Raw genomic sequence first — 23,303 nt, forward strand, 5'->3', positions numbered from 1 at the left:
GATTTCAACTAGGGTAGGAAACAATGTCCAACTTTGACCTAGACGCCTTTGTTGCTCGCCATAAAGCAGATGAAGCACAAAAAATTATTCACAGCGCACTCAAAGAGTTCGATAACATTGCGATCTCATTCAGTGGTGCAGAAGATGTTGTTCTGATTGATATGGCTGTAAAAGCCAAAAAAGATGTCAGTGTTTTTTCTTTGGATACTGGCCGCCTTCATCCAGAAACTTACAAGTTTATTGAAACGGTTCGTAAGCATTACAACATTACGATTGATATCATGTCACCGGACTCAGCAAAGCTTGAAGCCTTTACCAAAGAAAAAGGTCTCTTTAGCTTTTATGAAGATGGTCACAAGGAATGTTGTGGCGTTCGTAAAGTAGCTCCTCTACGTAAAAAGCTGGCTACGTTAGATGCTTGGATTACCGGCCAACGCAAAGACCAAAGCCATGGCACACGTAATCAGCTTGATTTCGCCGAATTAGACAGCGCTTTCAGCAGCAAAGATCAGCCATTGTATAAATTCAATCCACTTGCAAACTGGTCTTCAGAAGATGTGTGGAACTACATCAAAGTGTTCGAAGTTCCATTTAATGAGCTACACCAAAAGGGCTTCACCAGCATTGGCTGCGAACCTTGCACACGCCCAGTTCTGCCTAATCAGCATGAGCGCGAAGGACGCTGGTGGTGGGAAGAGTCAGAGCATAAAGAATGTGGCTTACATATCGGTAACTTAATACCTACCAAGCAAGCCTAACTCTTTTTGAGCGCCTAAATCACTTTAGGCGCTTTGCCTTGCCGCTACACGATCATCTTTGTGAGTGACATAGCTCTGCCACTGCTCAACAAAACGTTCATAGCAACTACCTAAGTCTTGAACATGTTGAAACAGCACTTCCCCAGCCTCTGTTAACTCCGTTGAACGACCGTGGCGAATCAACAAAGGTTCACCCAATCCTTTCTCCAGTTTTTGAATATGCTGACTGACCGCAGGCTGAGTCAACCCCAGCTTACGAGCCGTCTGCGTGAAACTTCCTGTTTCGACCAGCGTTCTAAATGTAATAAGATGTTGAGTATTAAGCATAATGTTTCCTTATGATTACGCTCATTATGCCCCCTACTCAGCTGTCAGGCATTGACCTACATCGTATTTTAATGAAAGACTGAGATTACCGCCTTTTGACAGCAGTAAAGCATGATGAACGACAAATACGATCTCACCGAGTGGATGGAGAGACGCTCTGGTCCACGACTTGATAAAAGCAACGATCATCGCAATGTCTATCAGCGTGACCGTGCTCGAATCATTCACAGCGCGGCTTTTCGACGCCTACAATCAAAAACTCAAATTCTGGCCATACGCCAGAACGATTACAGTCGGACACGATTGACCCATTCATTAGAGGTTGCTCAGATTGGGGGCGGTATTGTCTACCATCTACACGCCTCCAATGATCAAGAAGCCGCTTTTCAGCCATGGCTTGCCAGTGACTCCCTGATCGAAACAATCTGCTTAAGCCACGATATCGGTCACCCACCATTCGGACATGGAGGTGAAGTTGCTCTGAACTACATGATGATTGATCACGGCGGTTTTGAGGGGAACGGACAGTCGCTGCGCATATTAGGTAAAAGAGGATCATACTCAGAACATTTCGGCATGGATGTTTCTCGAAGAACTATGCTAGGCGTACTGAAATATCCAGCACTACACGATACGGTGGTGGGAAAATACCCGCAAAAACCGGATAGTTTAAGAGAATTCAAAGCGAAAAACTGGCATCCGCCAAAATGCATTTATGCTGAAGAAAAAGAATTACTTGAATGGATTCTCTCACCTTTCAGTCAGTGGGATCGAGAACAACTCAGCCAAGTTACTTGGCACGAAAGCAGTCAACATGGACGAACCGCTCACTGTAGCTTTGATACTTCGATCATGGACCTAGCTGATGACATTGCTTATGGCGTGCATGATTTAGAAGATGCCATTGTGTTGGGTATGGTGACCCGAGACATGTGGCAACAACACCTACGCCCTAAATTGGATGAAATCAATAGTGCTTTTCTAAAGGACAACTTGTCCCGCCTTGAGGAGCAACTGTTTAGCAAGCAAAGTCACTTACGCAAGAAAGCGATTGGCGACTTGGTAAGCTGGTTTATTACCACCTGTTACGTCCAAGAAATACAGTCATTTGAGCATCCTTTGCTCCGCTTCCAAGCCACACTGCCGGAAGCTGAGCGCACTGCACTTAACATTCTAAAAGACTTTGAAATGCAGCACATCATCATGCGCCCCGAGGTGCAAATGCTGGTTTATAAAGGTCAGCAAATGCTCTTAGAGATGTTTGAAGCGTTGGCAGCAGACCCAGCCAGATTACTCCCCAAAGAGCTTGCAAAAGAATGGCGACAGTGCCATGAACAAGGAGCCAATAGCCATAGAATCATTTGCGACTATATGGCGTCAATGAGTGACGATTACGCCAGCCGCATGTATAAAACGTTGTTTGTTCCAAGTTCTGGGTCAGTATTCGAGCCGATTTAGCCAGTATCACAACTCAATATGGCGACCCAACAAAATCAGGTCGCCTTTTACACCACCGCTACGTGCAACACTGGGTAAACATCCCCACTGCTCATAACCCTGCTGCAAAAAGAAACGTTGACTGGTGACATTGGCCTCTAATACATGCGCTACAAATGTATGCAGCTGATGTTTCAAAGCGTACTGATTTAAATAGCGAAGTAGCCAAGCCCCGATGCCCAGTCTATGCCATGCTGTTTTTATATAGATGGCGATTTCAGCAACACCTTCCAAGGCCGGAACACCATAAAATGATTCTGAGGCACACCACCCAATGAGCTCACCTTCATGACATACAACCAGCAACGGGAATTTATCCGTTGAGCAATCGATCCAGTCCAGCACGCTGGCAAGAGTAATCCCGCCTTTGAAATCGGCCTGAGCCTCTGACTCAAGAAAAATAGCAAGAATTATTGGTGCATCATCTATATCCGCATGACGCACCAATAATGAATTAAGGTCCACGCTAACCTTGCTCAAGCAGTCGAATCAAGTCGATGATCTGTGCATTCGCACGGGACATATATGACGCCATCACAAGGGAGTGATTGGCAAGAAAACCGAAACCGCTACCATTCAAAATGACTGGTGACCATACAGCTTGCTGGGTTGACTCTAGCTCTCGAATAATTTGACGAAGGCTGACTAAAGCATTCTTATCCTGCAATGTGAACACGAAATCCACTTCCACAGATTTTAGAATGTGAATCATAGCCCAGCTTGCACCACGAGCCTCATAGAATACATCGTCTATTTGGGTCCATGGTGTCTGAACATATTTATAGCCAGATGTTTCAGTTGATTGACGCGCACTTGTGTCACCCGCCAAATCAGTGTTTTCTCGAACCTTGGCCACACTTGCCGATAAACGTTGGGACAAGCTGCCTAAACGAGTAGACATATCGGACAAGTAATCCGCTAAATTGTCAGCACGAGAGTAAAACTGTGCGTTATCTTCTTTCACAGCTAAACGATCGAGGTATTTGATAAGCTCTGAGTTGCCGCGGCGATACTCACTTTCACTAGATGGCAAAGCCCAACTGCGTGTGTCAAAGTTGTACTGTGGCTCCGCAATTTTCAAATTCTCATCTTCGGTAGATTGGGATTGACTACGGCTAAATTCTTTACGTAAAGCACGCGCCAAGTCTCGAACCTGAACCATTACTCCCATTTCCCATGCAGGCATATTGTCTAGTAATACGCCAGGTGGCATCACGTCATTTGATAAAAAGCCTCCCGGCTTCTCTAGCAAAGTATCAACCAAACTGTACAAAGTGTTTGTGGTCGTGTACCCCGTCACAAGTTGCTTACTATTATTCAAGTAGCCACGAGATTCAGCACGCTCTTTTGCCGCCGCCACCACATCAAATGGCTCAGGCTCTGAACTCCAATACATTCCCAGCCCAGTCAGCAATACGATCAGTAGCAGAACGATCACTGAAATCGTGCGACCAACCTTTGGCAACTCTGACAATGAGCGCCAAAATGCTATTTTACTAATGAATTTCGCCATAAATGCGTTCCCATAGTTAGTTTACTTTAATCTCAATCAGGTGCTTCGAGTTTCTATAAGTCATTGCTCGAACACGAAAATTAGGTGTTCTGCTATTGATGATTTGATATAGCAGCCGACCTTCTTTATCACTAGGCCAGTGTATTTCAAGTGCCCCTTGTGTTTGCTCAACACGATCAATAATGGGTTGTAAATGCGATAGAATAACAGGTTCGTCTAATGCAAATAAATTTTTAGGTAGAGTATACACATCTTCACTTACCCGCGTTTGCACGGCTTCTGTCTTATTAGCACTGATTTGAGCGATGCGCTGTTTTGCTTCTTTAATGGCTGGATCATCAGCGTTAACTCGCGATGCTTTTGCTATAAAACTATTCGCGCTCGCTCTTTTCCCCTGCCGAGCCGCCGTTTCAGCCCACTCGATATATGTGTCTACAATGTCAGCCAATCCTTGTGTCGCTTCATAGTTCCCAGGATCACGACCTAAAGCAATTTGAAAGTACAAATAAGCATTGTCACCCTCAGGAGTTAATAATCGCTGTTCAGACAAAGCCAGCTTACCCTGCTGGATAATCCTTTGTGTAATACGTTGCGCTTGTGACATTTTATTCGTTTTAGACGTGTTAGCACTATGACTAACTTTCGGCTCTTCAGCTTGCTCAATTACGTCACTTTTTTGAAGACTATTCGGTGTCGCTTGCGTATCCGTATGCCACCAGTTTTGCCCACCCATTGAGCTACAAGCAGTTAAAAACATTGACGAAGTAAGTAAGAAAAGCGCTTTTTTTATCAAGAGAACTCCTAGCTATTTGGAAACTTTTACATCCATTGGTAGTCTATATCGCCTTCAGCTACGATGACACTTCCGTCACAACAATTCGGGCCCAGCACTATTATGCGAATAATCGCTACATTTATATTATTCATTTTTTCCAGCTATGCCGCAGCCTTTAATTTTGGGTCACCTTTTCAATCCGAACCTGAGTTCCTACCTGTCGATCAAGCATTTAGTTTATCTGTAAACAGTGATGACACAGGACAAGTCTGGGCCACTTGGCAGATTGCTGACGGCTATTACCTGTACCGCCATCAACTTTCTGTAGACAGCGACAGCGCATCCAATATTCGCTTCAAAAGCATTCCAAAAGGGGAAATAAAGCAAGACCCGTACTTTGGCGAAGTGGAAGTCTATCATCAACAATTAAAACTGCCATTAGAGATCGACAACCCTCGCCCCTACCAAGCATCTTTTATACTTAAATACCAAGGCTGTGCCGAACGAGGACTTTGTTACCCCCCTCAATCCGTGCCCATGTCTACTGAGTTTCCAAAACTAGCCGCACCAGTACAGGAAAACCAAACAACTACTACGCAAAACATAGCGCCTTCCGAGGCAGAAAAAGTTTCCTCTTTGATCAGTCACTCGTCATTTGGTCAAATGCTAGTGGTTATGTTTAGTCTCGGATTAATGTTATCTCTAACACCCTGCGTGCTACCGATGGTGCCGATTGTTAGCGCTATTGTTGTTGGGGGCAAAGCGAATGGACGAAAAGGTTTTGCTCTATCCAGCGTGTATGTATCGGGCATGGCCGTAACATATGCTGCATTAGGCGCATTAGCGGGTTGGTTTGGCGCGCAAATGAATTTACAAGCGGCCTTGCAAAACCCTGTTGTTTTGCTGATTAGCGCAACGATATTTGCTGCTTTAGCTCTAGCAATGTTTGGTGTATTTGAATTACGACTACCGACTGCAATACAAACACGAGTCGACCAATTAACAAATCGCTCGCAAGCCTCAACATCTAGACTTCTCGGTATCTTTATCGCAGGCGTGCTCGCAACGTTAATTGTATCACCTTGCGTCTCGGCACCTCTTGCAGGGGTGATCTTGTATATCAGTTCCACTTCTGACCCCGTATATGGGGCAACAGCTTTGTTTAGCATGGGGATCGGCATGGGCATCCCTCTTCTACTAGTGGGTACATTTGGTGGTAAAGTGCTACCAAAGAATGGCCCCTGGTTAGATGACATACGAAAAGTGATGGGCTTTGCGCTTCTTGGACTCGCTGCATGGTTAGCAAACAGGTGGTTACCAGAAAGCACACATCTCATTATTTGGGGTGGCCTGAGCCTTAGTGTCGCAGCTTACTTTTTACACCGAGTCTTCACTCAGCACTCTCATCCAATCAGATGGTTCATTGCGCTCATTACCATTATGGCAGGTTTCATGGAGATTTTGGGCGGGGCCACTGGCGGCCAATCGCCATTATTTCCTTTAAAGCACTTAGTTTTAGGAAGTCCGTCTAACAATACATCCAAGACTGTACCTTATTATAAAACAATCGGCTCATTAGCGGAGTTAGAGCAGATTCAACAGCAAAGTACTCTTCCCGTGGTTATCGATTTATATGCCGATTGGTGTATTAGCTGCAAAGTAACAGAAGAAGAAATCTTTAAGCATCCTGACATTCTACCGATGTTGCGACAGGTAACTTTTGTAAAAGTAGACATTACTGACAACAGCGATGAGAACCAAGCACTACTCAAACACTTTAACCTGTTTGGGCCGCCAGCCATGCTGTACTTCGACTCTAAAAACCAGTTAATCGATAAGTTTTCTTTGATCGGAGAACCCTCAAAAGAAGAAGTTGAAATACGTTTGCAAGCTCTCATTACTAACAAGCAGGACCAACAAAGTTAACAGTTGATCATATTTTAACCTGAAATTCGTTTTTTATGTTTTTTCATAGCAAAACTGGACAATTTCGCGGTTTTTACTGATAATTTCCGGCTAATTGGAATTTCAAATGTCAGTAGATCCTTTTCTGTTCTACTGACACAATCGCCTATTGGCTTGTGCGACAAGCCAATAGAAATAGACTGAATACATAGACAAAGAAAGAGAGTCATCATGGACATTCGCAAAATCAAAAAGCTTATCGAACTACTAGAAGAATCTAACGTTTACGAGATCGAAATCAAGGAAGGCGAAGAAGCAGTTCGTATCAGCCGTGGTGGCGCTCCTGTAGCAGCACCTCAAGTATTTGCAGCACCAGCTCCAGTAGCAGCTCCAGCGCAAGCAGCGGCTCCAGCAGACGCAGCGCCAGCAGAAGCAGCGATTGCAGGCCACACGGTTAACTCTCCAATGGTTGGTACTTTTTACCAATCTCCTGCTCCAGGTGCGAAGTCTTTCGTTGAAGTCGGCCAAAAAGTAAACGTTGGCGACACGATCTGTATCGTTGAAGCGATGAAAATGATGAACCAAATCGAAGCTGACAAAGCTGGTACCATTGGCGCTATCTTAGTATCTGATGGTGAGCCAGTCGAATTCGACCAGCCACTTGTTACAATCGTTTAATTAACAGCCAAAGGTTCATCATGCTAGATAAAGTATTGATTGCTAACCGAGGCGAAATTGCACTGCGTATTCTTCGCGCTTGTAAAGAACTCGGTATTAAGACAGTTGCGGTTCATTCTAAGATTGACCGTGACTTACTACACGTACGCCTTGCAGACGAATCGATCTGTATCGGCCCTAACCCATCTAAAGACAGCTATCTAAACATCCCTGCACTAATCAGTGCAGCAGAGTTGACAGACACGTCTGCAATCCACCCAGGCTATGGCTTCCTTGCGGAAAACGCTGACTTTGCCGAGCAAGTTGAGCGTTCTGGTTTTGCCTTCATCGGCCCTAAAGCTGAAACAATTCGCCTAATGGGTGACAAAGTTTCTGCGATCAAAGCGATGCGTGAAGCAAACGTACCTACGGTTCCAGGCTCAAATGGTCCAGTACCATCTGACCCAGAAGAATGTATGCGTATTGCTCGTGAAATCGGTTACCCAGTGATCGTAAAAGCGGCAGCTGGTGGTGGCGGTCGTGGTATGCGCGTTGTTCACAACGAAGGCAGCCTTCTAAAATCGATCAGCGTAACGCAGTCTGAAGCAGGTTCTTACTTCGGTGACAGCACGGTTTACATGGAGAAATTCCTAACCAACCCACGTCACGTTGAAGTTCAAGTTCTTGCTGATGGTCAAGGCAACGCTATCCACCTATACGATCGTGATTGCTCTCTGCAACGTCGCCACCAAAAAGTATTGGAAGAAGCTCCAGCACCACTACTTGACCCTGAGTCACGAGCACAATGTCTTCAGGCATGTGTGGATGCTTGTATTAAGATTGGCTACCGCGGCGCAGGTACGTTTGAATTCTTATACGAAGACGGTCGTTTCTACTTCATCGAAATGAACACTCGTGTTCAGGTAGAGCACCCTGTAACCGAAATGGTAACTGGCGTAGACATCGTTAAAGAGCAACTACGTATCGCAAGTGGCTTACCTCTTTCTATCAAGCAGGAAGATGTTCAACTAAAAGGTCACGCAGTTGAAGCGCGTATCAACGCAGAAGACCCTAAAACCTTCATGCCAAGCCCAGGTAAAGTAAACTACTTCCACGCTCCAGGCGGCATGGGCGTTCGTGTTGATTCTCACCTATACAGTGGCTACTCAGTTCCACCAACTTATGACTCAATGATCGCAAAAGTTATTTGTTTTGCTGACACTCGCGAAGGCGCATTGAAACGCTTAGAAGTGGCTCTTGACGAGACGTTCATTGATGGCATCAAAACCAATGTCGACCTGCAAAAAGACTTGGTAACAGACGCCAACTTCATTCAAGGCGGTGTTAACATTCACTATCTTGAAAAGAAACTGGGCCTATAATTGCGCTCAATTACTACACCTCCAGCCGGAGGTGTAGTACCCTCCTTTATATAAAGAATTAACCAGACTTGCAAAAGTCTCAATTGGACCTTACTCCCATGCCTTGGTTGCAAATCCGCGTTCATACAACACCTGACCACGTCCCAGCTTTTGAAGATGTCTTGCTTGACTGTGGCGCTTTAGTTGTCACCTTCGAAGATGTTCATGACGACCCAGTTTACGAACCAGATCTCAACACAACACCACTTTGGAAGCACACTCGTGTAACGGGACTTTTTGAAGCCGATGCGGATCTTGAGCACATCCGCCCGGTGGTTGAACATAAAGCCGAGCAACTAGGCCAGACTAACATTGACCTAAAGATTGAAATCCTCGAAGACAAAGATTGGATTCGCGAATGGATGGACAGCTACCACCCGATTCAATTTGGTAAACGCTTGTGGGTTTGCCCGAGCTGGCGTGAAGTGCCAGATGAAAATGGAGTTAATCTTATTCTCGATCCAGGCTTGGCCTTTGGCACAGGTACCCACCCAACTACAGCACTATGTTTAGAGTGGCTAGACTCTATTGACTGTAAAGACAAAAGCATCATCGACTACGGCTGTGGCTCTGGCATTTTAGGCATTGCTGGTTTGTTATTGGGCGCCAACAACATGGTGGGGATTGATATCGACCCTCAGGCTGTTGAAGCGACACAGGCCAATGCTGAACGCAATAGCATTACGCCAGATCGTTACGAAGTAAAACTGCCACCTTATGATGGCGACCTGCAAGCAGATGTTGTTGTTGCGAACATATTAGCAGGGCCTCTAGCAGAGCTTTCGGGCACTATTTCCAAGTTAGTGAAACAAGGTGGTATGCTTGCTCTTTCCGGCATTCTAGAAAGCCAAGCACACTCTGTTGTTGAGGCTTACAAACCATGGTTTAAAATTGAATCCATTGTCGAAAAGGAAGAATGGGGTCGTATTGTGGCTAAAAAACTGTAGCCCTTTAAGGAAGTACTCGCTTTATGTCAGAAAGCATGATCACTCGCTGCCCTAAATGTTCAACGACTTTTCGCGTCACGCAAGAAGTTCTCAATATGGCCAAAGGGAAAGTCCGCTGTGGTCAATGCTTTCATATCTTCACAGCATCACCAGTATCGTCGAACCAGAATAAATCGACGCAATCCAACCCAGTAAAACCCACTAAACCGCAGCAACAGGCAAATCCTAAAGCCCCACTAAAACAGCTAGATGTGCCAAGCAAGAATACTGCAAGTTCAGCCCAATTGAGTTCTGCCACTCCGGTTAGCGATGATGGTTCCGTTAATCCAGAATGGTTAAACACACTCTTCCACGAAGAAGACCTTGCTCCGTATACGCCACCTAAAAACACAAACGCACGCTTTACGGAACAAATGGATCTAGATGACGAGCAGAAAACCTCGGTACTCGACAACCCCATTTTAAAGACCCCTAAAACACCTTATTCTGAAGCGACGCAGCCAAGACAAGAAAAGGCAAACGAAGAACTCGCGCCATGGGAACTGGAGCTAGCTGAACTTGATGCACAAATGAGTGCGCAATCCCCTGCAAGTGAGCCTGTTTTTAGCGAACAAATAAAGCCTGAACCAAGCCGAAACACTGTCCAGCCGAAAGCAAGTACAGAGGAAAAGCAGACTTCTCCTGCAACCGAAGAACCTGACTATATGCAGGCCCTGCACTCTCTTGCTCAAGATGTTTCAAAGAAAGACGCATTCGATGAAGAAGAATACTCCTCCCAAGAGTCCATGAAGCAACTGGCAGCGGAGTACAGCCTTGCTACCCTAACCGACCACAGTGATACAAAAACCAAAAGCAAAACTAAAAACAAACACACCGCTCTTTGGTCGCTCGGCTGCTTTGCAGCGCTACTTTTATTAGCAACCCAAGTTGCCATAGGTTACTTCGATGTTGGCAGTCGATCACCAGAATTTAGAGGACTATACAAAACTGCCTGCGCTTATTTAGGTTGCACCTTACCTGCTTTTGAAGATGTTGATGCCATTACCACCGAACACGTTCGCATTCAAAGTCACCCAACCGCTGCAAACACGCTACAGGTGAATGCCATCATGACCAATACAAGCAGTTTTGCTCAACCAATGCCAAAACTTGCGCTTGAATTTTATGATTTAAATGGTCGACCTGTTGCAGCAAGACTCTTCGCCCCGCAAGATTACTTACACAAAGACTTTCTCGATATTACTTTCATGCCACCGAGCACCCCTATCCATATCGTTATCCCTATTCAAGATCCTGGTGCTCGCGCTGTAACACATCAAATAAAAGTGTTCCCTAGTGAGACACAGTCTTACTAAATGTGCATTTATTAAACACATTTAAAATAAGCACAAATTTTAGCCAATTTATGAGTTGTCAAGACTTCAAAAATTCAAATCCCCTAGGTATTATTCACGCCCGCTCGACGGTGTAGCAGATCTTTAACAACAGATTCGGTATTTAAAATCATCATGGCTTTCAATATTGGCCAATACAGCATCGATAAGCCTGTCATCCTAGCCCCTATGGCCGGTGTTACAGACTTACCTTTCCGACGACTTTGTCACCAGAACGGCGCTGGATTAGTGGTCTCTGAAATGGTCACTTCAGACGTTCGCTTATGGGACACCAACAAAAGTCGCATGCGTTTAGTCCATGATGATGAAGTAGCCCCCCGCTCAGTACAAATTGCTGGTGCATCCCCTGAAATGATGGCTGAAGCCGCACGTGAAAACGTAAAGTTAGGCGCTCAGATCATCGATATAAATATGGGTTGCCCCGCGAAGAAAGTACTCAACAGAGCAGCAGGGTCTGCTTTATTACAAGACGAACCTCTTGTTCAAAGAATACTCGAATCTGTCGTAAGTAGTGTTGACGTTCCGGTAACGCTTAAAATAAGGACAGGCTGGTCAACCGATCAGCGTAACGGCTTAACAATTGCTAAAATTGCTGAGCAGTCAGGCATACAAGCCCTAGCAGTACATGGTCGTACTCGTGCTTGCAAGTTCAAAGGCGAAGTTGAGTACGATACCATCGCGCAAATTAAACAGGCGATATCGATTCCTGTTTTTGCTAATGGTGATATTCAATCGGCCGAGCAAGCCAAGCAAGTATTAGATTACACCAAAGCTGATGCAGTCATGATTGGCCGTGCTGCTCAAGGACGCCCATGGATCTTTAGGGAAATCAATCACTACTTAGAACACAACGAGCTTTTAGCGCCACCTTCCACGGAAGAGGTGAAAGATATCGTCATTAATCATGTTAAAGCGTTACATGCATTTTATGGTGACTTTATGGGCACAAGAATTGCGCGCAAGCACGTTGGCTGGTATCTGCAAACATTGGCTGATACAACGCCATTTCGTAGCCAGTTTAATCGCATCGAAGATGCACAAGAACAGCTCGATCTGTTGAATGAATTCTTTGTTTCTTAAAACATAAGAAACATATCTGGTACCTGAGTTGCGTTGAGGGAACCCCTTTGCACAACTCCATAATGGTTAGCTTTAAAATAGAAGGTTATTCTGTGGTAGATCAAACACATACTCAAACATTTCAAACCGCTTCAGCTGAGCAATCTCAAACTCTGCGCGACAATGTTGAAAAAGCATTGCAGAACTACTTTGCTCACTTAGATGGCCAGCCAGTCACTGATTTGTACCAACTAGTGTTAGCAGAGGTTGAGGCCCCTTTGCTAGAGTCCGTCATGAACTACACTAAAGACAATCAAACAAAAGCGTCGGCTATCCTAGGCTTAAACCGTGGTACGCTACGTAAAAAGCTGAAGCAGTACGGTATGCTGTAAGTAAAAAAGGGCTTAAATGCCCTTTTTTCGTTTTACCCGTTCCCCTTAATTATTAAATGTTCATCACATTGCGAGAAGCATAATGGCAAATACGACTCCAATTAAACGCGCTCTAATCAGCGTTTCAGACAAAACTGGTATTGTTGAATTCGCACGCGAATTAGCAAACCAAGGTGTTGAAATCCTTTCTACAGGCGGTACTTACAAACTTCTTCTTGAAAACCAAGTCGCTGCTGTAGAAGTATCAGACTACACTGGTTTCCCTGAAATGATGGATGGCCGCGTAAAAACACTTCACCCGAAAGTACACGGTGGTATCTTGGGTCGTCGTGATATCGACGGTGCGATCATGCAAGAACATGGCATCCAAGAAATTGATATGGTTGTCGTTAACCTATACCCATTCGAAGCAACCATTGCTCGCCCTGACTGCGATCTTCCTCTTGCAATCGAAAACATCGACATCGGTGGCCCAACAATGGTTCGTTCTGCTGCGAAAAACCATAAAGACGTTGCTATTGTTGTTGATCCAGCAAGCTATGAAGGCATCCTAGCGTCTTTGCAAGAGAACGGTGGTCTTACTTACGATCAGCGTTTCGACCTAGCTGTTAAAGCATTCGAGCACACGTCTAACTACGACGGTAACATCGCTAACTACCTAGGCAAGAAAGTAGAAGGTGGCAGTGAAGACTTCCCACGCACTTTCAACTTGCAATTCAACAAGCAAGAAGAAATGCGTTACGGTGAGAACCCACACCAAAAAGCAGCATTCTACGTTGAAGCTAACCCTCAAGAAGCATCAATCAGCACTGCTAAACAGCTTCAAGGCAAAGCCCTTTCTTACAACAACATCGCTGACACGGATGCAGCCCTTGAGTGCGTTAAGAGCTTCCAAGAGCCTGCTTGTGTCATCGTTAAGCACGCGAACCCTTGTGGTGTTGCGACAGCAGCGAACCAACTAGAAGCTTACGACCTAGCATTTAAAACGGACCCGACGTCTGCTTTCGGCGGCATCATTGCCTTCAACCAAGAGCTTACTGCTGAAACCGCGCAAGCCATTGTCGATCGTCAATTTGTTGAAGTGATCATCGCACCAAAAGTTAGCCCAGCAGCACTTGAAGTGGTTGCCGCGAAACAAAACGTTCGCCTTCTAGAATGTGGTGAATGGTCAACTGACAAGCCTGCTGCACTTGACTACAAACGCGTTAACGGTGGCCTATTGGTTCAAGACCGTGATGACGGTGCAATTGAACTTGGCGATCTAAAAGTTGTGTCTAAGCGTCAGCCTTCTGAAGACGAACTTAAAGACCTTCTATTCGCTTGGAAAGTAGCGAAATTCGTGAAATCTAACGCCATTGTTTACACTAAGAACGGTCAAACAATCGGCGTGGGTGCTGGCCAAATGAGCCGCGTCTACTCTGCTAAGATTGCAGGCATTAAAGCAGCGGACGAGAACCTACAAGTAGAAGGTTCTGTTATGGCCTCTGATGCCTTCTTCCCATTCCGTGACGGCATCGATGCAGCGGCAGCAGCTGGTATTACAGCGGTTATCCAACCTGGCGGTTCAATGCGTGATGAGGAAGTCATCGCAGCCGCTGACGAAGCAGGCATGGCGATGGTATTCACCGGCATGCGCCACTTCCGTCACTAATAAAGGCATAGGAAACAAGCATGAAAGTTCTTGTAATTGGTAACGGCGGGCGCGAACACGCGCTTGCTTGGAAAGCAGCACAATCGGCTGACGTAGAGACCGTTTATGTTGCACCAGGTAACGCTGGCACAGCCCTAGAGGCAAAAGTTGAAAATGTAAACATCGGTGTAGAAGACATCGATGCTTTGGTTGCATTCGCTAAAGATAACAACATTGGTCTAACCATCGTTGGCCCTGAAGCTCCGCTAGTAATTGGTGTAGTCGATGCATTTGATGCGGCGGGTTTACCAATCTTTGGTCCAACCAAAGGTGCGGCTCAACTAGAAGGCTCTAAAGCCTTCACTAAAGATTTCTTAGCACGCCACAAAATCCCTACAGCGGAATACGGTAACTTCACAGAAATCCCACCAGCAATCGCCTACATCAAAGAAAAAGGCGCTCCAATCGTTGTTAAAGCCGACGGTCTTGCTGCTGGTAAAGGCGTTATCTTGGCAGAAACTGAAGCCGAAGCGATTGCAGCGGTTGAAGATATGCTAGCAGGCAATGCTTTTGGTGAAGCTGGCTCTCGCGTTGTCATCGAAGAGTTCCTAGTGGGTGAAGAAGCTAGCTTCATCGTCATGGTTGACGGTGAAACGGTTCTTCCTATGGCATCTAGCCAAGACCACAAAGCTCGCGACAATGGCGATACAGGCCCTAACACAGGCGGCATGGGTGCCTACTCTCCTGCCCCAGTGGTAACTCCTGAAATTCATGATCGCATCATGAACGAAGTGATCATGCCTACGGTTAAAGGGATGAACGCTGAAGGCAACCGTTACCGCGGCTTCCTATACGCAGGCGTCATGGTTGCTCAAGACGGCACACCAAAAGTACTTGAGTACAACTGTCGCTTCGGTGATCCAGAAACACAACCGATCATGATGCGTCTACGCTCTGATCTGGTATCTATGTGTCTAGCAGCTATTAATGGTGAGCTTGCGTCTGTAGAAGCAGACTGGGATCCACGTGCAAGCCTAGGTGTTGTGCTAGCCGCTGGTGGTTACCCAGCGTCTTACAACAAAGGCGATGTGATCTCTGGCCATGATGTAGCATTGCCTGCACACCAGAAGGTATTCCATGCTGGTACTTCTTCAAAAGACGGCAACGTTGTTACCAACGGTGGTCGAGTTTTGTGTGCTGTATCGCTAGGCGAAACCGTTGCAGAAGCGCAAGCTGGCGCATATGACGTCGTTAAGCAAGTCACATGGGACAAAGTATACTTCCGTACTGATATCGGCCATCGCGCCGTTTCTCGTGAGCAAGCTAAATAAGCTAGTCCCCTACTAGATCGCGAGACTAAAAAGGCCACTTCAAAGTGGCCTTTTTTACACTTTTTTAACAGTCACTACTTACCTAAACCAGCCTGTTTTTTGTCTAACCACACTTTAAACTTCTTGCCGACTTCCAGCACTAGTAAGCCAAAAATCACACCAGCCATCCAATCTAAATCCAACAAAAACCCCAGCGCTCCCAGCATGGCATAGCCATACAAGAAATTGCTTCGTTTTTGGCCTTGGTGTACACGCGTAAACCAAGTAACGACGAGCAGTGCAATACACCACCAAACATAATATTCCACCAAGATTGGATATAGCATTTCACACCCTAACTAGTTAATAATGTAAGCCTCATGGAGGCCATTTTGATAAAGTTTTGCAAGCACATAATTCTACTCGCTATCGTTTTAATGACCAACATCGGTTACGCTGCACCTATGATGGCATTACTGGACGACGATCATCACAGTGTCAATCTTGGCAGTGTTGGTAGCTATTATATTGACGAAAGTGCCCGCCTCACCCTCAGTGATATAGACTCAGAGCTTCTACGCAAACGTTTCATACCACTCAAAAAAGATTTCCAGCAATTTGGGCTTGTTAAAGGCAACATTTGGATCCGCGTAGACATTGCACAACGCCTTCCTGCAGGCCAATCCGCCGCACTTCACATAAAAGCGCCAAGAGCTCAAATAGTGGATGTGTACACCCCAAACCTATTAAACAACCAGATTTTTGCCGAAATGGGCGATGAACGACCTTATACCAATCGCCTAATTGCCTATCCAGATTACATCATCCCTCTTCCCAACAACGTACCACCTGTTTTTACAACCTATATAAAGGTTAACTCACGTCTACCCATTAACTTGTTTATGGAAGTAAAAACACTCTCAGAACTGACCACAGATGTTCAGCGAGATATCTATATTACTGGTTTTCTAATGGGAATCTTACTGCTGCTCTTGGCCAGCAATGTTTTCTTTTTTGTTCGTACGAAGCACCCCATGTATTTGGTTTACAGCGCGTTACTCGTTGGTATCGCCTGCCTGCACTTCGCTCTTCACGGACTTATTTATCAGTGGTTCCCACAATGGATGGGATTACAGGAACGAATTTACAACTTTTCCTCATTGGCTTGCGCGGCACTTATAACCTGCTTTACACGTTATTACATTGATACCAAAGAGTACTTACCGCGAGTCGACCAACTATTGATCGTGCTGATCGTTACGAATTCCATTCTGGCTGTCATTTTCGCCCTTGCACCACAAGAGCTTAGCATTGCCTTCCTAAGTGCAAGCACGGTTTCAACCTTAATTACATTGCTTATCATTGCTTTCTATGGTGTGTACCTACGAATACCGTACTCTAACTACTACTTGGTCGCACGCTTAGTGCTGACTACAGGTCATACTCTATGGATCTTAGCGGCATATGGTGTTCTCTCTATTCCTTTTTGGCATGAATGGGGGTTAACCACCTCCATCATTCTTGAGGCACTAGTACATTTTGGAGGCATCATCACTCGACACACTCCAACAAGCCTACATACAGGTAAGCACGAAGATCTTCGTAACCTCGATGTTTTGACCGAGATTGCTGCCAGAATTAAGCGCCAAACAGCCGTCATTGATCATCAATATTCGCTGCCTGATCCCCATAAGGATGAGCTAATGCAGGCATATAAAAATCTTTCCAACCTAGCTGATCGCATCACCTACATTCAGAATTTTCGTCAGATCAACAACTCTGGAAACACAACGGCGATCAATCTCCAGTTACTGATTGACCAAGCCACTATTGATTTTTATGCCTTGGACCAAAGCAATGCTGAAATTGATATGCAGTACGATACAACGGTCTCATGGGAGCTATTAAGTAACACCCTCGCCATCAAGCATATATATCAAATCATCATGGAAGAGATGCGCCACCAGACAGATCAGGTACTGAACATCAAAAGTACCGTGGAATCAAATGAAAGAGATGGACATAAAGAACTAAAAATCGAAGCCTACCCTATTCCTAGCTCAGTCGTTATGAACAGCGAGCTCTACTTTGGTCCTAGGTATTTAAGAGATCTCGTAGAGTCATTAGATGGCACCGCAGAAATTTTAGGTGAAGGCCGTAAACGTGCCTTAACGTGTACTATCCCAATCCACGCAAGGCAAGTAGAACTAACTGAGCTAGCTCGATTGACTCAGTCTGGCACAATAGTTCCGGTGATCTTAGGCCATCAAGAATCGGATTTAATCGAACGAACCAGTAACTTCTTACACAGTCGACTCCTCTCTCTGACACACGTGGATAAAGTCGAAGACTTACATTTGTTACTGGGAAATAGACCTAACAATTGCCGCTTCATTATATTTTTGTTTGAAGACCAAAAGAATTTTGGCGCTTCAGACTTGGCAAGCTTTGTTTCAAACCTTCGTGACAACGATGCCTGCCTACTGATCTCTAACAATGTTAATATGTCACAAGAATACGCAAGTGCACTTGGCTTTAATGGCTTTATATACAGCTCTCAAATTGAGACTAAACTACTCTTCGATATGGAACGTATTCAACGAGAAACTTCGAATATTATGTTGCCACGAGTCAAGAGAAGGCACTAATTCCCTTGTATTTGATATACATTCTCAAATAATGGACCAGCTTAGCTTAAGGAGCTCATTATGGATTGTTTGTTCTGCAAACTTGTAAACGGCGACATACCTGCAAAAATCTTATACCAAGATGATGATGTGATCGCTTTTGAAGATATTGCGCCACAAGCACCCACTCATTTTCTGGTCATTCCTAAGCGTCATATTAGTACGTTAAATGACCTGACTAATGACGACGCAGCACTGGTCGGCAAACTCCCTATTACCGCAGCGAAAATTGCAAAAGAGAAAGGGCTTGCTGATGACGGTTACCGAGTCGTTATGAACTGCAATGAGATGGGAGGACAGACAGTCTACCATATTCACATGCATGTTCTGGGTGGCCGTGCGATGACTTGGCCTCCAGGCTAACCAAAAGGTACTATCATGCTGCTAAATAAATTGGATAAAGCGGTCTTACAACTTGATCGCGCACTACAAACACTGGTACCTAAAGCGGCTAAAGCTGATCGACCGTCGCCAGCTCATCCTCTACCCGAAGCAGAATTTTCTGCATCAGAGCGCAGGCATGCTGTTGGGTTGATGCGTATAAACCACACTGGCGAAGTGTGCGCACAAGCCCTTTACGCAGGTCAAGCAACGACCGCCAAACTGGCTACAGTTAGAGCCGAAATGGAACATGCTGCAGATGAGGAAATCGACCACCTCGTATGGTGCGAAGAGAGGCTTTACGAGCTAGGTAGCCGACCAAGTATACTCAACCCATTTTTCTACGGCGCATCATTTTGTATAGGTGCTGGAGCGGGACTGATTAGCGACAAGCTCAGTCTAGGCTTCGTTGCCGCGACAGAAGACCAAGTATGCCTTCATTTAGATAAACATATGGCAGCTTTGCCCGCTCAAGATCAACGCTCGCGAGCAGTACTTTCTCAAATGCATATTGATGAAGCGAAGCACAAACAAATGGCACTTGATTCTGGCGGCTATGAATTCCCAAAACCTGTTATGCAAGTCATGACATTAGTCTCAAAAGTTATGACACAGTCAACTTACCGGATTTAAACTATGAATCGTGATTTACAATCTTTACGCAGAGATTATCAGTTTGATGACCTGACAGAAGAGAAAGCTGGACAAGACCCTTTAGCACTCTTTGACGAGTGGCTTAATCTAGCCATTGAATCTTGCCCGGAAGATCCTACAGGTATGCTTCTTAGTACAGTCGATGCGGATAACAAACCCCATTGCCGAACCGTTTTGTTAAAACAACGCGATGGCGATGCATTTAGTTTTTTTACAAACTATGATAGCGACAAAGGTCAAGATATTGCTCAGAACCCGAATGTCTGCTTAACGTTTTTCTGGCCTTCCTTGTCTCGCCAAGTTCGAATTGAAGGGGTAGCAAGCAAAGTCGACCGCTCAATCTCAGAAAACTATTTTGCCACACGTCCGAAGGGTAGCCAGCTAGCAGCCTGTATTTCTCGACAGAGCCAAGTCATTGACTCGAGAGAAGTACTCTCAACAGAATTTGCTGCCATGGAAGAACAATATAAAGATGCACCAGTCCCCTGCCCTGAAAACTGGGGAGGATACAGTGTAAAAGCGACCATAATAGAGTTCTGGCAAGGGCGACCTAGTCGTCTACACGATCGTATTATTTTTACCGCTCACTCAGAGGGTAAATGGAGCGTCGTGCGAAAAGCTCCTTAGTTGCTTTTCCGATCGGCTGCCATGCTATATTCTGTGCAGCCGATATCTACCACTTTTACCATAATGTCTTTAACTGAACACTCATATCGATCAAACAGCTTAGATACTTACCGTGGTATCGCCGTTGGTTTGATGATCCTCTTTCATTTTCTATGGAACCTTAGGGAATTCGGGCTCCTATCTTTCGATATAGACGGCCCTATTTGGCAGGGGTTTCGAAGTATCATTGTCTTTATGTTTGTCAGCGCATTAGGGTGTTCAAGCTATCTTGCCGTCAGTCAGAATCATGCTAGGCAGCGCTTTCTTAAGAATCAGCTCAAACTTGGTATCGCTGCACTCTTTATCTCTTGTGGTACTTATCTTTTATTGCCATCACAGTGGGTATTCTTTGGTATTTTACAGTTCTTGTTCATAGCTGGCTGGCTACTGAGGCCCATCGCCTCTTCCCCCGTGCTCACTGCAACAGCAGGATTGGCTTTAGTAGCACTCAGCTTTTACAACAACCTTGATGCCATCACTGCACACCGCTGGTTCATAGCGGCTTTTAATGCACCAGCAAATACCATCGATTTTATTAACCCACTCCCATGGATTGGGGTTGCTATGATTGGCCCGTTTCTTGGATACATAAAGCTTCATAGACTTATATTGCCGACCAATACACTGACTTCTGGATTGAGCTGGATGGGAAAAAATGCACTGGTGATTTACTTATTACACCAGCTTATTCTATTTCCTGTCGCTGCCTTAATTAGTTTCACTGTAAGATAGCAAGCACTACTCTTACGGTGCCACAAATTAGTAAACAAAATTTCTTATTTAAGTGTTGCAATTATAGGTTCTTGAAACGTTGGGCATAGAAACGTGAGTGACCACTTCAGTTGCTAATGAGACGTAAAATTTTGCATTTTTCAAGCCTTGATTTTCATCGGTATGAGCACTATTGTTCGTGCCATTAAACACAAAATTACACTACATCTAGTATCAAGCAGTACTTGTAAATACTATATACAGTATATCCACAGGTTTTACTGCAAAAACGGGAATTTAAGCATGAGCACTCTGACAGTTACCAAGCGGAACGGCAAGATTGAAAAAATTGACCTGGATAAAATTCACAAAGTGATTACCTGGGCAGCAGAGGGTTTAGAGAATGTTTCCGTTTCACAAGTAGAGCTAAAAGCTCAAATTCAATTCTTTGAAGGCATTCGTACAACAGACATTCACGAGACCTTAATCAAGTCAGCAGCAGACTTAATTTCCGAAGACACTCCGGACTATCAATACCTAGCAGCTCGTCTTGCTATTTTCCACCTTCGCAAAAAAGCATTTGGTGAATTTGAACCACCACACTTGCACCAGCATGTACGCAACCTGATCGAGCAAGGCCGCTACGACAAAGAAATCCTTGAGCATTACAGCCCAGAAGAGCTGGATACAATCAACGGCTTCATTGATCACTCTCGCGATATGAACTTCTCTTACGCAGCCGTTAAGCAGCTAGAGGGTAAATACCTAGTCCAGAACCGCGTAACGGGCGAAATTTACGAGAGCCCACAGTTTATTTACATTCTCGTAGCGGCATGCTTGTTTGCGAAATATGAAGGCGAAACTCGCCTTGATTTGATCAAACGCTTCTATGATGCTGTTTCGCAATTCAAACTATCTCTACCAACTCCAATCATGTCTGGTATTCGAACACCTACTCGCCAGTTCAGTAGCTGTGTATTGATTGAGTGTGGAGATTCACTTGATTCCATTAATGCGACATCCAGCGCTGTGGTTAAATACGTCAGCCAACGTGCAGGCATCGGTATCAATGCTGGCGCCATTCGAGCGCTAGGTAGCCCGATTCGTGGTGGCGAAGCATTCCACACTGGCTGTATCCCATTCTATAAACATTTCCAAACAGCAGTGAAAAGCTGTTCTCAGGGCGGTGTGCGTGGTGGTGCAGCAACCGTGTTCTACCCAATCTGGCACTTAGAAGTTGAGAGCTTGCTGGTTCTTAAGAATAACCGTGGTGTGGAAGAAAACCGTGTACGCCACCTTGATTACGGTGTTCAGTTTAACCGCTTGATGTACCAACGCTTGATCAAAGGTGGCAACATTACTTTGTTCAGCCCTTCTGATGTACCTGGTTTGTACGATGCCTTCTTCGCTGATCAAGAAGAGTTTGATCGCCTATACACTATGTACGAAGCGGATGAGAACATCCGTAAGCGCACTATCAAAGCATCTGAGCTATTTACTTTATTCGCTTCTGAACGTGCGAGCACAGGTCGAATCTATCTACAAAACGTTGACCACTGTAATACGCATAGCCCATTCGATCCGAAAGTTGCACCGGTCAAACAAAGTAACCTTTGCCTTGAAATTGCATTACCGACTAAGCCGTTAAACCGCATCGATGATGAAGAAGGTGAAATTGCATTATGTACTTTGTCTGCATTTAACCTAGGTGCGCTAGAAAACCTAGATGAGCTGGAAGAGCTGTCTGATCTGATTATTCGTGCGCTAGACAGCCTATTGGATTACCAAAACTACCCAATCCCAGCGGCACAACGTGCAACGGAATTGCGTCGTACACTAGGTGTAGGTGTCATTAACTATGCTTACTACCTAGCTAAGAACGGTGTACGTTACTCAGATGGCAGTGCAAATGATCTTACCCATAAGACCTTTGAAGCCATCCAGTACTACTTGCTGAAAGCGTCTAATCAACTGGCTAAAGAGTTTGGCCCATGTACTGCGTTTAATGAAACCACGTACGCTCAAGGCATCCTGCCAATTGATTCATACAAGAAAGACTTGGACAGCGTTGTCACAACAGCGCTTCAGTACGACTGGGAAGCACTGCGTGAAGAAATTAAGCAACACGGCCTGCGTAACTCAACTCTAACTGCCTTGATGCCGTCTGAAACGTCTTCACAAATCAGCAATGCGACCAACGGCATCGAGCCACCACGTGGTTTTGTATCTGTTAAAGCCAGCAAAGACGGTATCCTGAAACAGGTTGTTCCTGAGTTTGAACGTCTTAAGCACAACTACGAGCTACTTTGGACATTGCCTTCGAATGATGGCTACTTGCAGCTTGTTGGTATCATGCAGAAGTTTGTTGACCAAGCGATTTCGGCAAACACGAACTACGATCCTTCGAAGTTCGAGGGTGGCAAAGTGCCTATGAAAGTCATCCTAAAAGACTTGTTAACCGCTTATAAACTCGGTGTTAAAACTCTGTACTACCACAACACCCGTGACGGTGCAGAAGACAAGCAAGATGACATGGCAGATGATTGTGCAGGCGGCGCTTGTAAGATCTAATTCCCTTGGCCCTACGTAGTATTAGGTAGGGCCTCGCTCCTAATTTAC

Annotated in this window: 22 protein-coding genes; 17 read left to right on the plus strand and 5 right to left on the minus strand. The window is 45.2% G+C overall.

Annotation, left to right across the window (positions count from 1 at the left end; translation table 11 throughout):
* Positions 1 to 23: 23 nt before the first annotated feature.
* Positions 24 to 758, plus strand: a complete 735-nt coding sequence (locus tag C8D85_RS05385) for a phosphoadenylyl-sulfate reductase (RefSeq protein WP_133560342.1) — start codon at positions 24 to 26, stop codon at positions 756 to 758.
* 24 nt (positions 759 to 782) lie between these two features.
* On the opposite strand, the gene C8D85_RS05390 is transcribed toward C8D85_RS05385, so the two are convergent.
* Positions 783 to 1,085, minus strand: a complete 303-nt coding sequence (locus C8D85_RS05390; RefSeq protein ID WP_133560344.1) for a LysR family transcriptional regulator — start codon at positions 1,083 to 1,085, stop codon at positions 783 to 785.
* A gap of 111 nt (positions 1,086 to 1,196) precedes the next feature.
* Between C8D85_RS05390 and C8D85_RS05395 the strand changes: the two genes are divergently transcribed.
* Complete coding sequence (locus tag C8D85_RS05395) at positions 1,197 to 2,543, plus strand: anti-phage deoxyguanosine triphosphatase (RefSeq protein ID WP_133560346.1); 1,347 nt, start codon at positions 1,197 to 1,199, stop codon at positions 2,541 to 2,543.
* Positions 2,544 to 2,549: 6 nt separating this feature from the next.
* On the opposite strand, the gene C8D85_RS05400 is transcribed toward C8D85_RS05395, so the two are convergent.
* Genes C8D85_RS05400 through C8D85_RS05410 form a run of 3 tightly spaced genes read right to left on the minus strand, consistent with a single transcriptional unit; the run spans position 2,550 to position 4,888 of the window.
* A complete protein-coding gene (locus C8D85_RS05400; protein WP_162847540.1) occupies positions 2,550 to 3,047 on the minus strand; it encodes a GNAT family N-acetyltransferase in 498 nt (165 codons plus the stop codon).
* Between the two features lies 1 nt (position 3,048).
* Positions 3,049 to 4,095, minus strand: coding sequence for a DUF2333 family protein (locus tag C8D85_RS05405; RefSeq protein WP_133560350.1), 1,047 nt, complete (start codon positions 4,093 to 4,095; stop codon positions 3,049 to 3,051).
* 16 nt (positions 4,096 to 4,111) lie between these two features.
* Positions 4,112 to 4,888: a hypothetical protein gene (locus C8D85_RS05410; protein ID WP_133560352.1), complete on the minus strand. Its 777-nt coding sequence runs from the start codon at positions 4,886 to 4,888 to the stop codon at positions 4,112 to 4,114.
* A 102-nt stretch (positions 4,889 to 4,990) separates the two neighbouring features.
* Between C8D85_RS05410 and dsbD the strand changes: the two genes are divergently transcribed.
* The 9 genes from dsbD to purD all read left to right on the plus strand — a co-directional run bounded on the left by dsbD (position 4,991) and on the right by purD (position 15,606).
* Positions 4,991 to 6,796, plus strand: coding sequence for a protein-disulfide reductase DsbD (gene dsbD / locus C8D85_RS05415; protein ID WP_133560354.1), 1,806 nt, complete (start codon positions 4,991 to 4,993; stop codon positions 6,794 to 6,796).
* Positions 6,797 to 7,006: 210 nt separating this feature from the next.
* Complete coding sequence (gene accB / locus C8D85_RS05420; protein WP_133560356.1) at positions 7,007 to 7,453, plus strand: acetyl-CoA carboxylase biotin carboxyl carrier protein; 447 nt, start codon at positions 7,007 to 7,009, stop codon at positions 7,451 to 7,453.
* A 20-nt stretch (positions 7,454 to 7,473) separates the two neighbouring features.
* Positions 7,474 to 8,814 (plus strand): acetyl-CoA carboxylase biotin carboxylase subunit, encoded by a 1,341-nt coding sequence (gene accC, locus C8D85_RS05425; protein WP_133560358.1) that lies wholly within the window; start codon positions 7,474 to 7,476, stop codon positions 8,812 to 8,814.
* 98 nt (positions 8,815 to 8,912) lie between these two features.
* Complete coding sequence (gene prmA / locus C8D85_RS05430) at positions 8,913 to 9,800, plus strand: 50S ribosomal protein L11 methyltransferase (RefSeq protein ID WP_133560360.1); 888 nt, start codon at positions 8,913 to 8,915, stop codon at positions 9,798 to 9,800.
* A gap of 23 nt (positions 9,801 to 9,823) precedes the next feature.
* Positions 9,824 to 11,155, plus strand: a complete 1,332-nt coding sequence (locus C8D85_RS05435) for a zinc-ribbon and DUF3426 domain-containing protein (RefSeq protein ID WP_133560362.1) — start codon at positions 9,824 to 9,826, stop codon at positions 11,153 to 11,155.
* A gap of 153 nt (positions 11,156 to 11,308) precedes the next feature.
* Positions 11,309 to 12,274 (plus strand): tRNA dihydrouridine synthase DusB, encoded by a 966-nt coding sequence (gene dusB, locus C8D85_RS05440; RefSeq protein WP_228189663.1) that lies wholly within the window; start codon positions 11,309 to 11,311, stop codon positions 12,272 to 12,274.
* Between the two features lie 92 nt (positions 12,275 to 12,366).
* Entirely contained in the window at positions 12,367 to 12,645 is a 279-nt protein-coding gene (gene fis / locus C8D85_RS05445; RefSeq protein WP_067034794.1) for a DNA-binding transcriptional regulator Fis, read from the plus strand.
* Positions 12,646 to 12,727: 82 nt separating this feature from the next.
* A complete protein-coding gene (gene purH / locus C8D85_RS05450) occupies positions 12,728 to 14,296 on the plus strand; it encodes a bifunctional phosphoribosylaminoimidazolecarboxamide formyltransferase/IMP cyclohydrolase (RefSeq protein ID WP_133560366.1) in 1,569 nt (522 codons plus the stop codon).
* A gap of 20 nt (positions 14,297 to 14,316) precedes the next feature.
* On the plus strand, positions 14,317 to 15,606 hold the full coding sequence (gene purD / locus C8D85_RS05455; protein WP_133560368.1) for a phosphoribosylamine--glycine ligase: 1,290 nt from the start codon (positions 14,317 to 14,319) through the stop codon (positions 15,604 to 15,606).
* Positions 15,607 to 15,680: 74 nt separating this feature from the next.
* On the opposite strand, the gene C8D85_RS05460 is transcribed toward purD, so the two are convergent.
* Positions 15,681 to 15,932 carry a hypothetical protein gene (locus tag C8D85_RS05460; RefSeq protein WP_133560369.1) on the minus strand — a complete coding sequence of 84 codons (252 nt, stop codon included), beginning with the start codon at positions 15,930 to 15,932 and terminating at the stop codon, positions 15,681 to 15,683.
* Positions 15,933 to 15,977: 45 nt separating this feature from the next.
* Here C8D85_RS05460 and C8D85_RS05465 point away from each other — a divergent pair, with 45 nt between their 5' ends.
* From C8D85_RS05465 to nrdA, 6 genes are all read left to right on the plus strand, one after another.
* Positions 15,978 to 18,233, plus strand: a complete 2,256-nt coding sequence (locus C8D85_RS05465) for a 7TMR-DISM family protein (protein ID WP_162847541.1) — start codon at positions 15,978 to 15,980, stop codon at positions 18,231 to 18,233.
* 60 nt (positions 18,234 to 18,293) lie between these two features.
* On the plus strand, positions 18,294 to 18,635 hold the full coding sequence (locus C8D85_RS05470) for a histidine triad nucleotide-binding protein (RefSeq protein WP_133560371.1): 342 nt from the start codon (positions 18,294 to 18,296) through the stop codon (positions 18,633 to 18,635).
* Positions 18,636 to 18,653: 18 nt separating this feature from the next.
* Positions 18,654 to 19,286: a 2-polyprenyl-3-methyl-6-methoxy-1,4-benzoquinone monooxygenase gene (gene coq7 / locus C8D85_RS05475; protein ID WP_228189811.1), complete on the plus strand. Its 633-nt coding sequence runs from the start codon at positions 18,654 to 18,656 to the stop codon at positions 19,284 to 19,286.
* Between the two features lie 3 nt (positions 19,287 to 19,289).
* Positions 19,290 to 19,934 carry a pyridoxamine 5'-phosphate oxidase gene (gene pdxH, locus C8D85_RS05480; protein WP_133560375.1) on the plus strand — a complete coding sequence of 215 codons (645 nt, stop codon included), beginning with the start codon at positions 19,290 to 19,292 and terminating at the stop codon, positions 19,932 to 19,934.
* A gap of 63 nt (positions 19,935 to 19,997) precedes the next feature.
* The gene (locus C8D85_RS05485; RefSeq protein ID WP_162847542.1) at positions 19,998 to 20,705 is read left to right on the plus strand and encodes a heparan-alpha-glucosaminide N-acetyltransferase; all 708 of its coding nucleotides are present in this window, start codon (positions 19,998 to 20,000) and stop codon (positions 20,703 to 20,705) included.
* A gap of 282 nt (positions 20,706 to 20,987) precedes the next feature.
* Complete coding sequence (gene nrdA / locus C8D85_RS05490; protein WP_133560379.1) at positions 20,988 to 23,255, plus strand: class 1a ribonucleoside-diphosphate reductase subunit alpha; 2,268 nt, start codon at positions 20,988 to 20,990, stop codon at positions 23,253 to 23,255.
* Positions 23,256 to 23,303 lie beyond the last annotated feature (48 nt).

The organism is Marinomonas communis (assembly GCF_004363305.1).
Taxonomy (GTDB): Bacteria; Pseudomonadota; Gammaproteobacteria; order Pseudomonadales; family Marinomonadaceae; genus Marinomonas; species Marinomonas communis.

Coding starts and splice junctions, on each gene's coding strand:
- C8D85_RS05385 (WP_133560342.1), top strand. CDS start 24: ATGTCCAACTTTGACCTAGACGCCTTTGTTGCTCGCCATAAAGCAGAT.
- C8D85_RS05390 (WP_133560344.1), bottom strand. CDS start 1,085: ATGCTTAATACTCAACATCTTATTACATTTAGAACGCTGGTCGAAACA.
- C8D85_RS05395 (WP_133560346.1), top strand. CDS start 1,197: ATGATGAACGACAAATACGATCTCACCGAGTGGATGGAGAGACGCTCT.
- C8D85_RS05405 (WP_133560350.1), bottom strand. CDS start 4,095: ATGGCGAAATTCATTAGTAAAATAGCATTTTGGCGCTCATTGTCAGAG.
- dsbD (WP_133560354.1), top strand. CDS start 4,991: ATGCGAATAATCGCTACATTTATATTATTCATTTTTTCCAGCTATGCC.
- accB (WP_133560356.1), top strand. CDS start 7,007: ATGGACATTCGCAAAATCAAAAAGCTTATCGAACTACTAGAAGAATCT.
- accC (WP_133560358.1), top strand. CDS start 7,474: ATGCTAGATAAAGTATTGATTGCTAACCGAGGCGAAATTGCACTGCGT.
- prmA (WP_133560360.1), top strand. CDS start 8,913: ATGCCTTGGTTGCAAATCCGCGTTCATACAACACCTGACCACGTCCCA.
- C8D85_RS05435 (WP_133560362.1), top strand. CDS start 9,824: ATGTCAGAAAGCATGATCACTCGCTGCCCTAAATGTTCAACGACTTTT.
- dusB (WP_228189663.1), top strand. CDS start 11,309: ATGGCTTTCAATATTGGCCAATACAGCATCGATAAGCCTGTCATCCTA.
- purH (WP_133560366.1), top strand. CDS start 12,728: ATGGCAAATACGACTCCAATTAAACGCGCTCTAATCAGCGTTTCAGAC.
- purD (WP_133560368.1), top strand. CDS start 14,317: ATGAAAGTTCTTGTAATTGGTAACGGCGGGCGCGAACACGCGCTTGCT.
- C8D85_RS05460 (WP_133560369.1), bottom strand. CDS start 15,932: ATGCTATATCCAATCTTGGTGGAATATTATGTTTGGTGGTGTATTGCA.
- C8D85_RS05470 (WP_133560371.1), top strand. CDS start 18,294: ATGGATTGTTTGTTCTGCAAACTTGTAAACGGCGACATACCTGCAAAA.
- pdxH (WP_133560375.1), top strand. CDS start 19,290: ATGAATCGTGATTTACAATCTTTACGCAGAGATTATCAGTTTGATGAC.
- C8D85_RS05485 (WP_162847542.1), top strand. CDS start 19,998: ATGTCTTTAACTGAACACTCATATCGATCAAACAGCTTAGATACTTAC.
- nrdA (WP_133560379.1), top strand. CDS start 20,988: ATGAGCACTCTGACAGTTACCAAGCGGAACGGCAAGATTGAAAAAATT.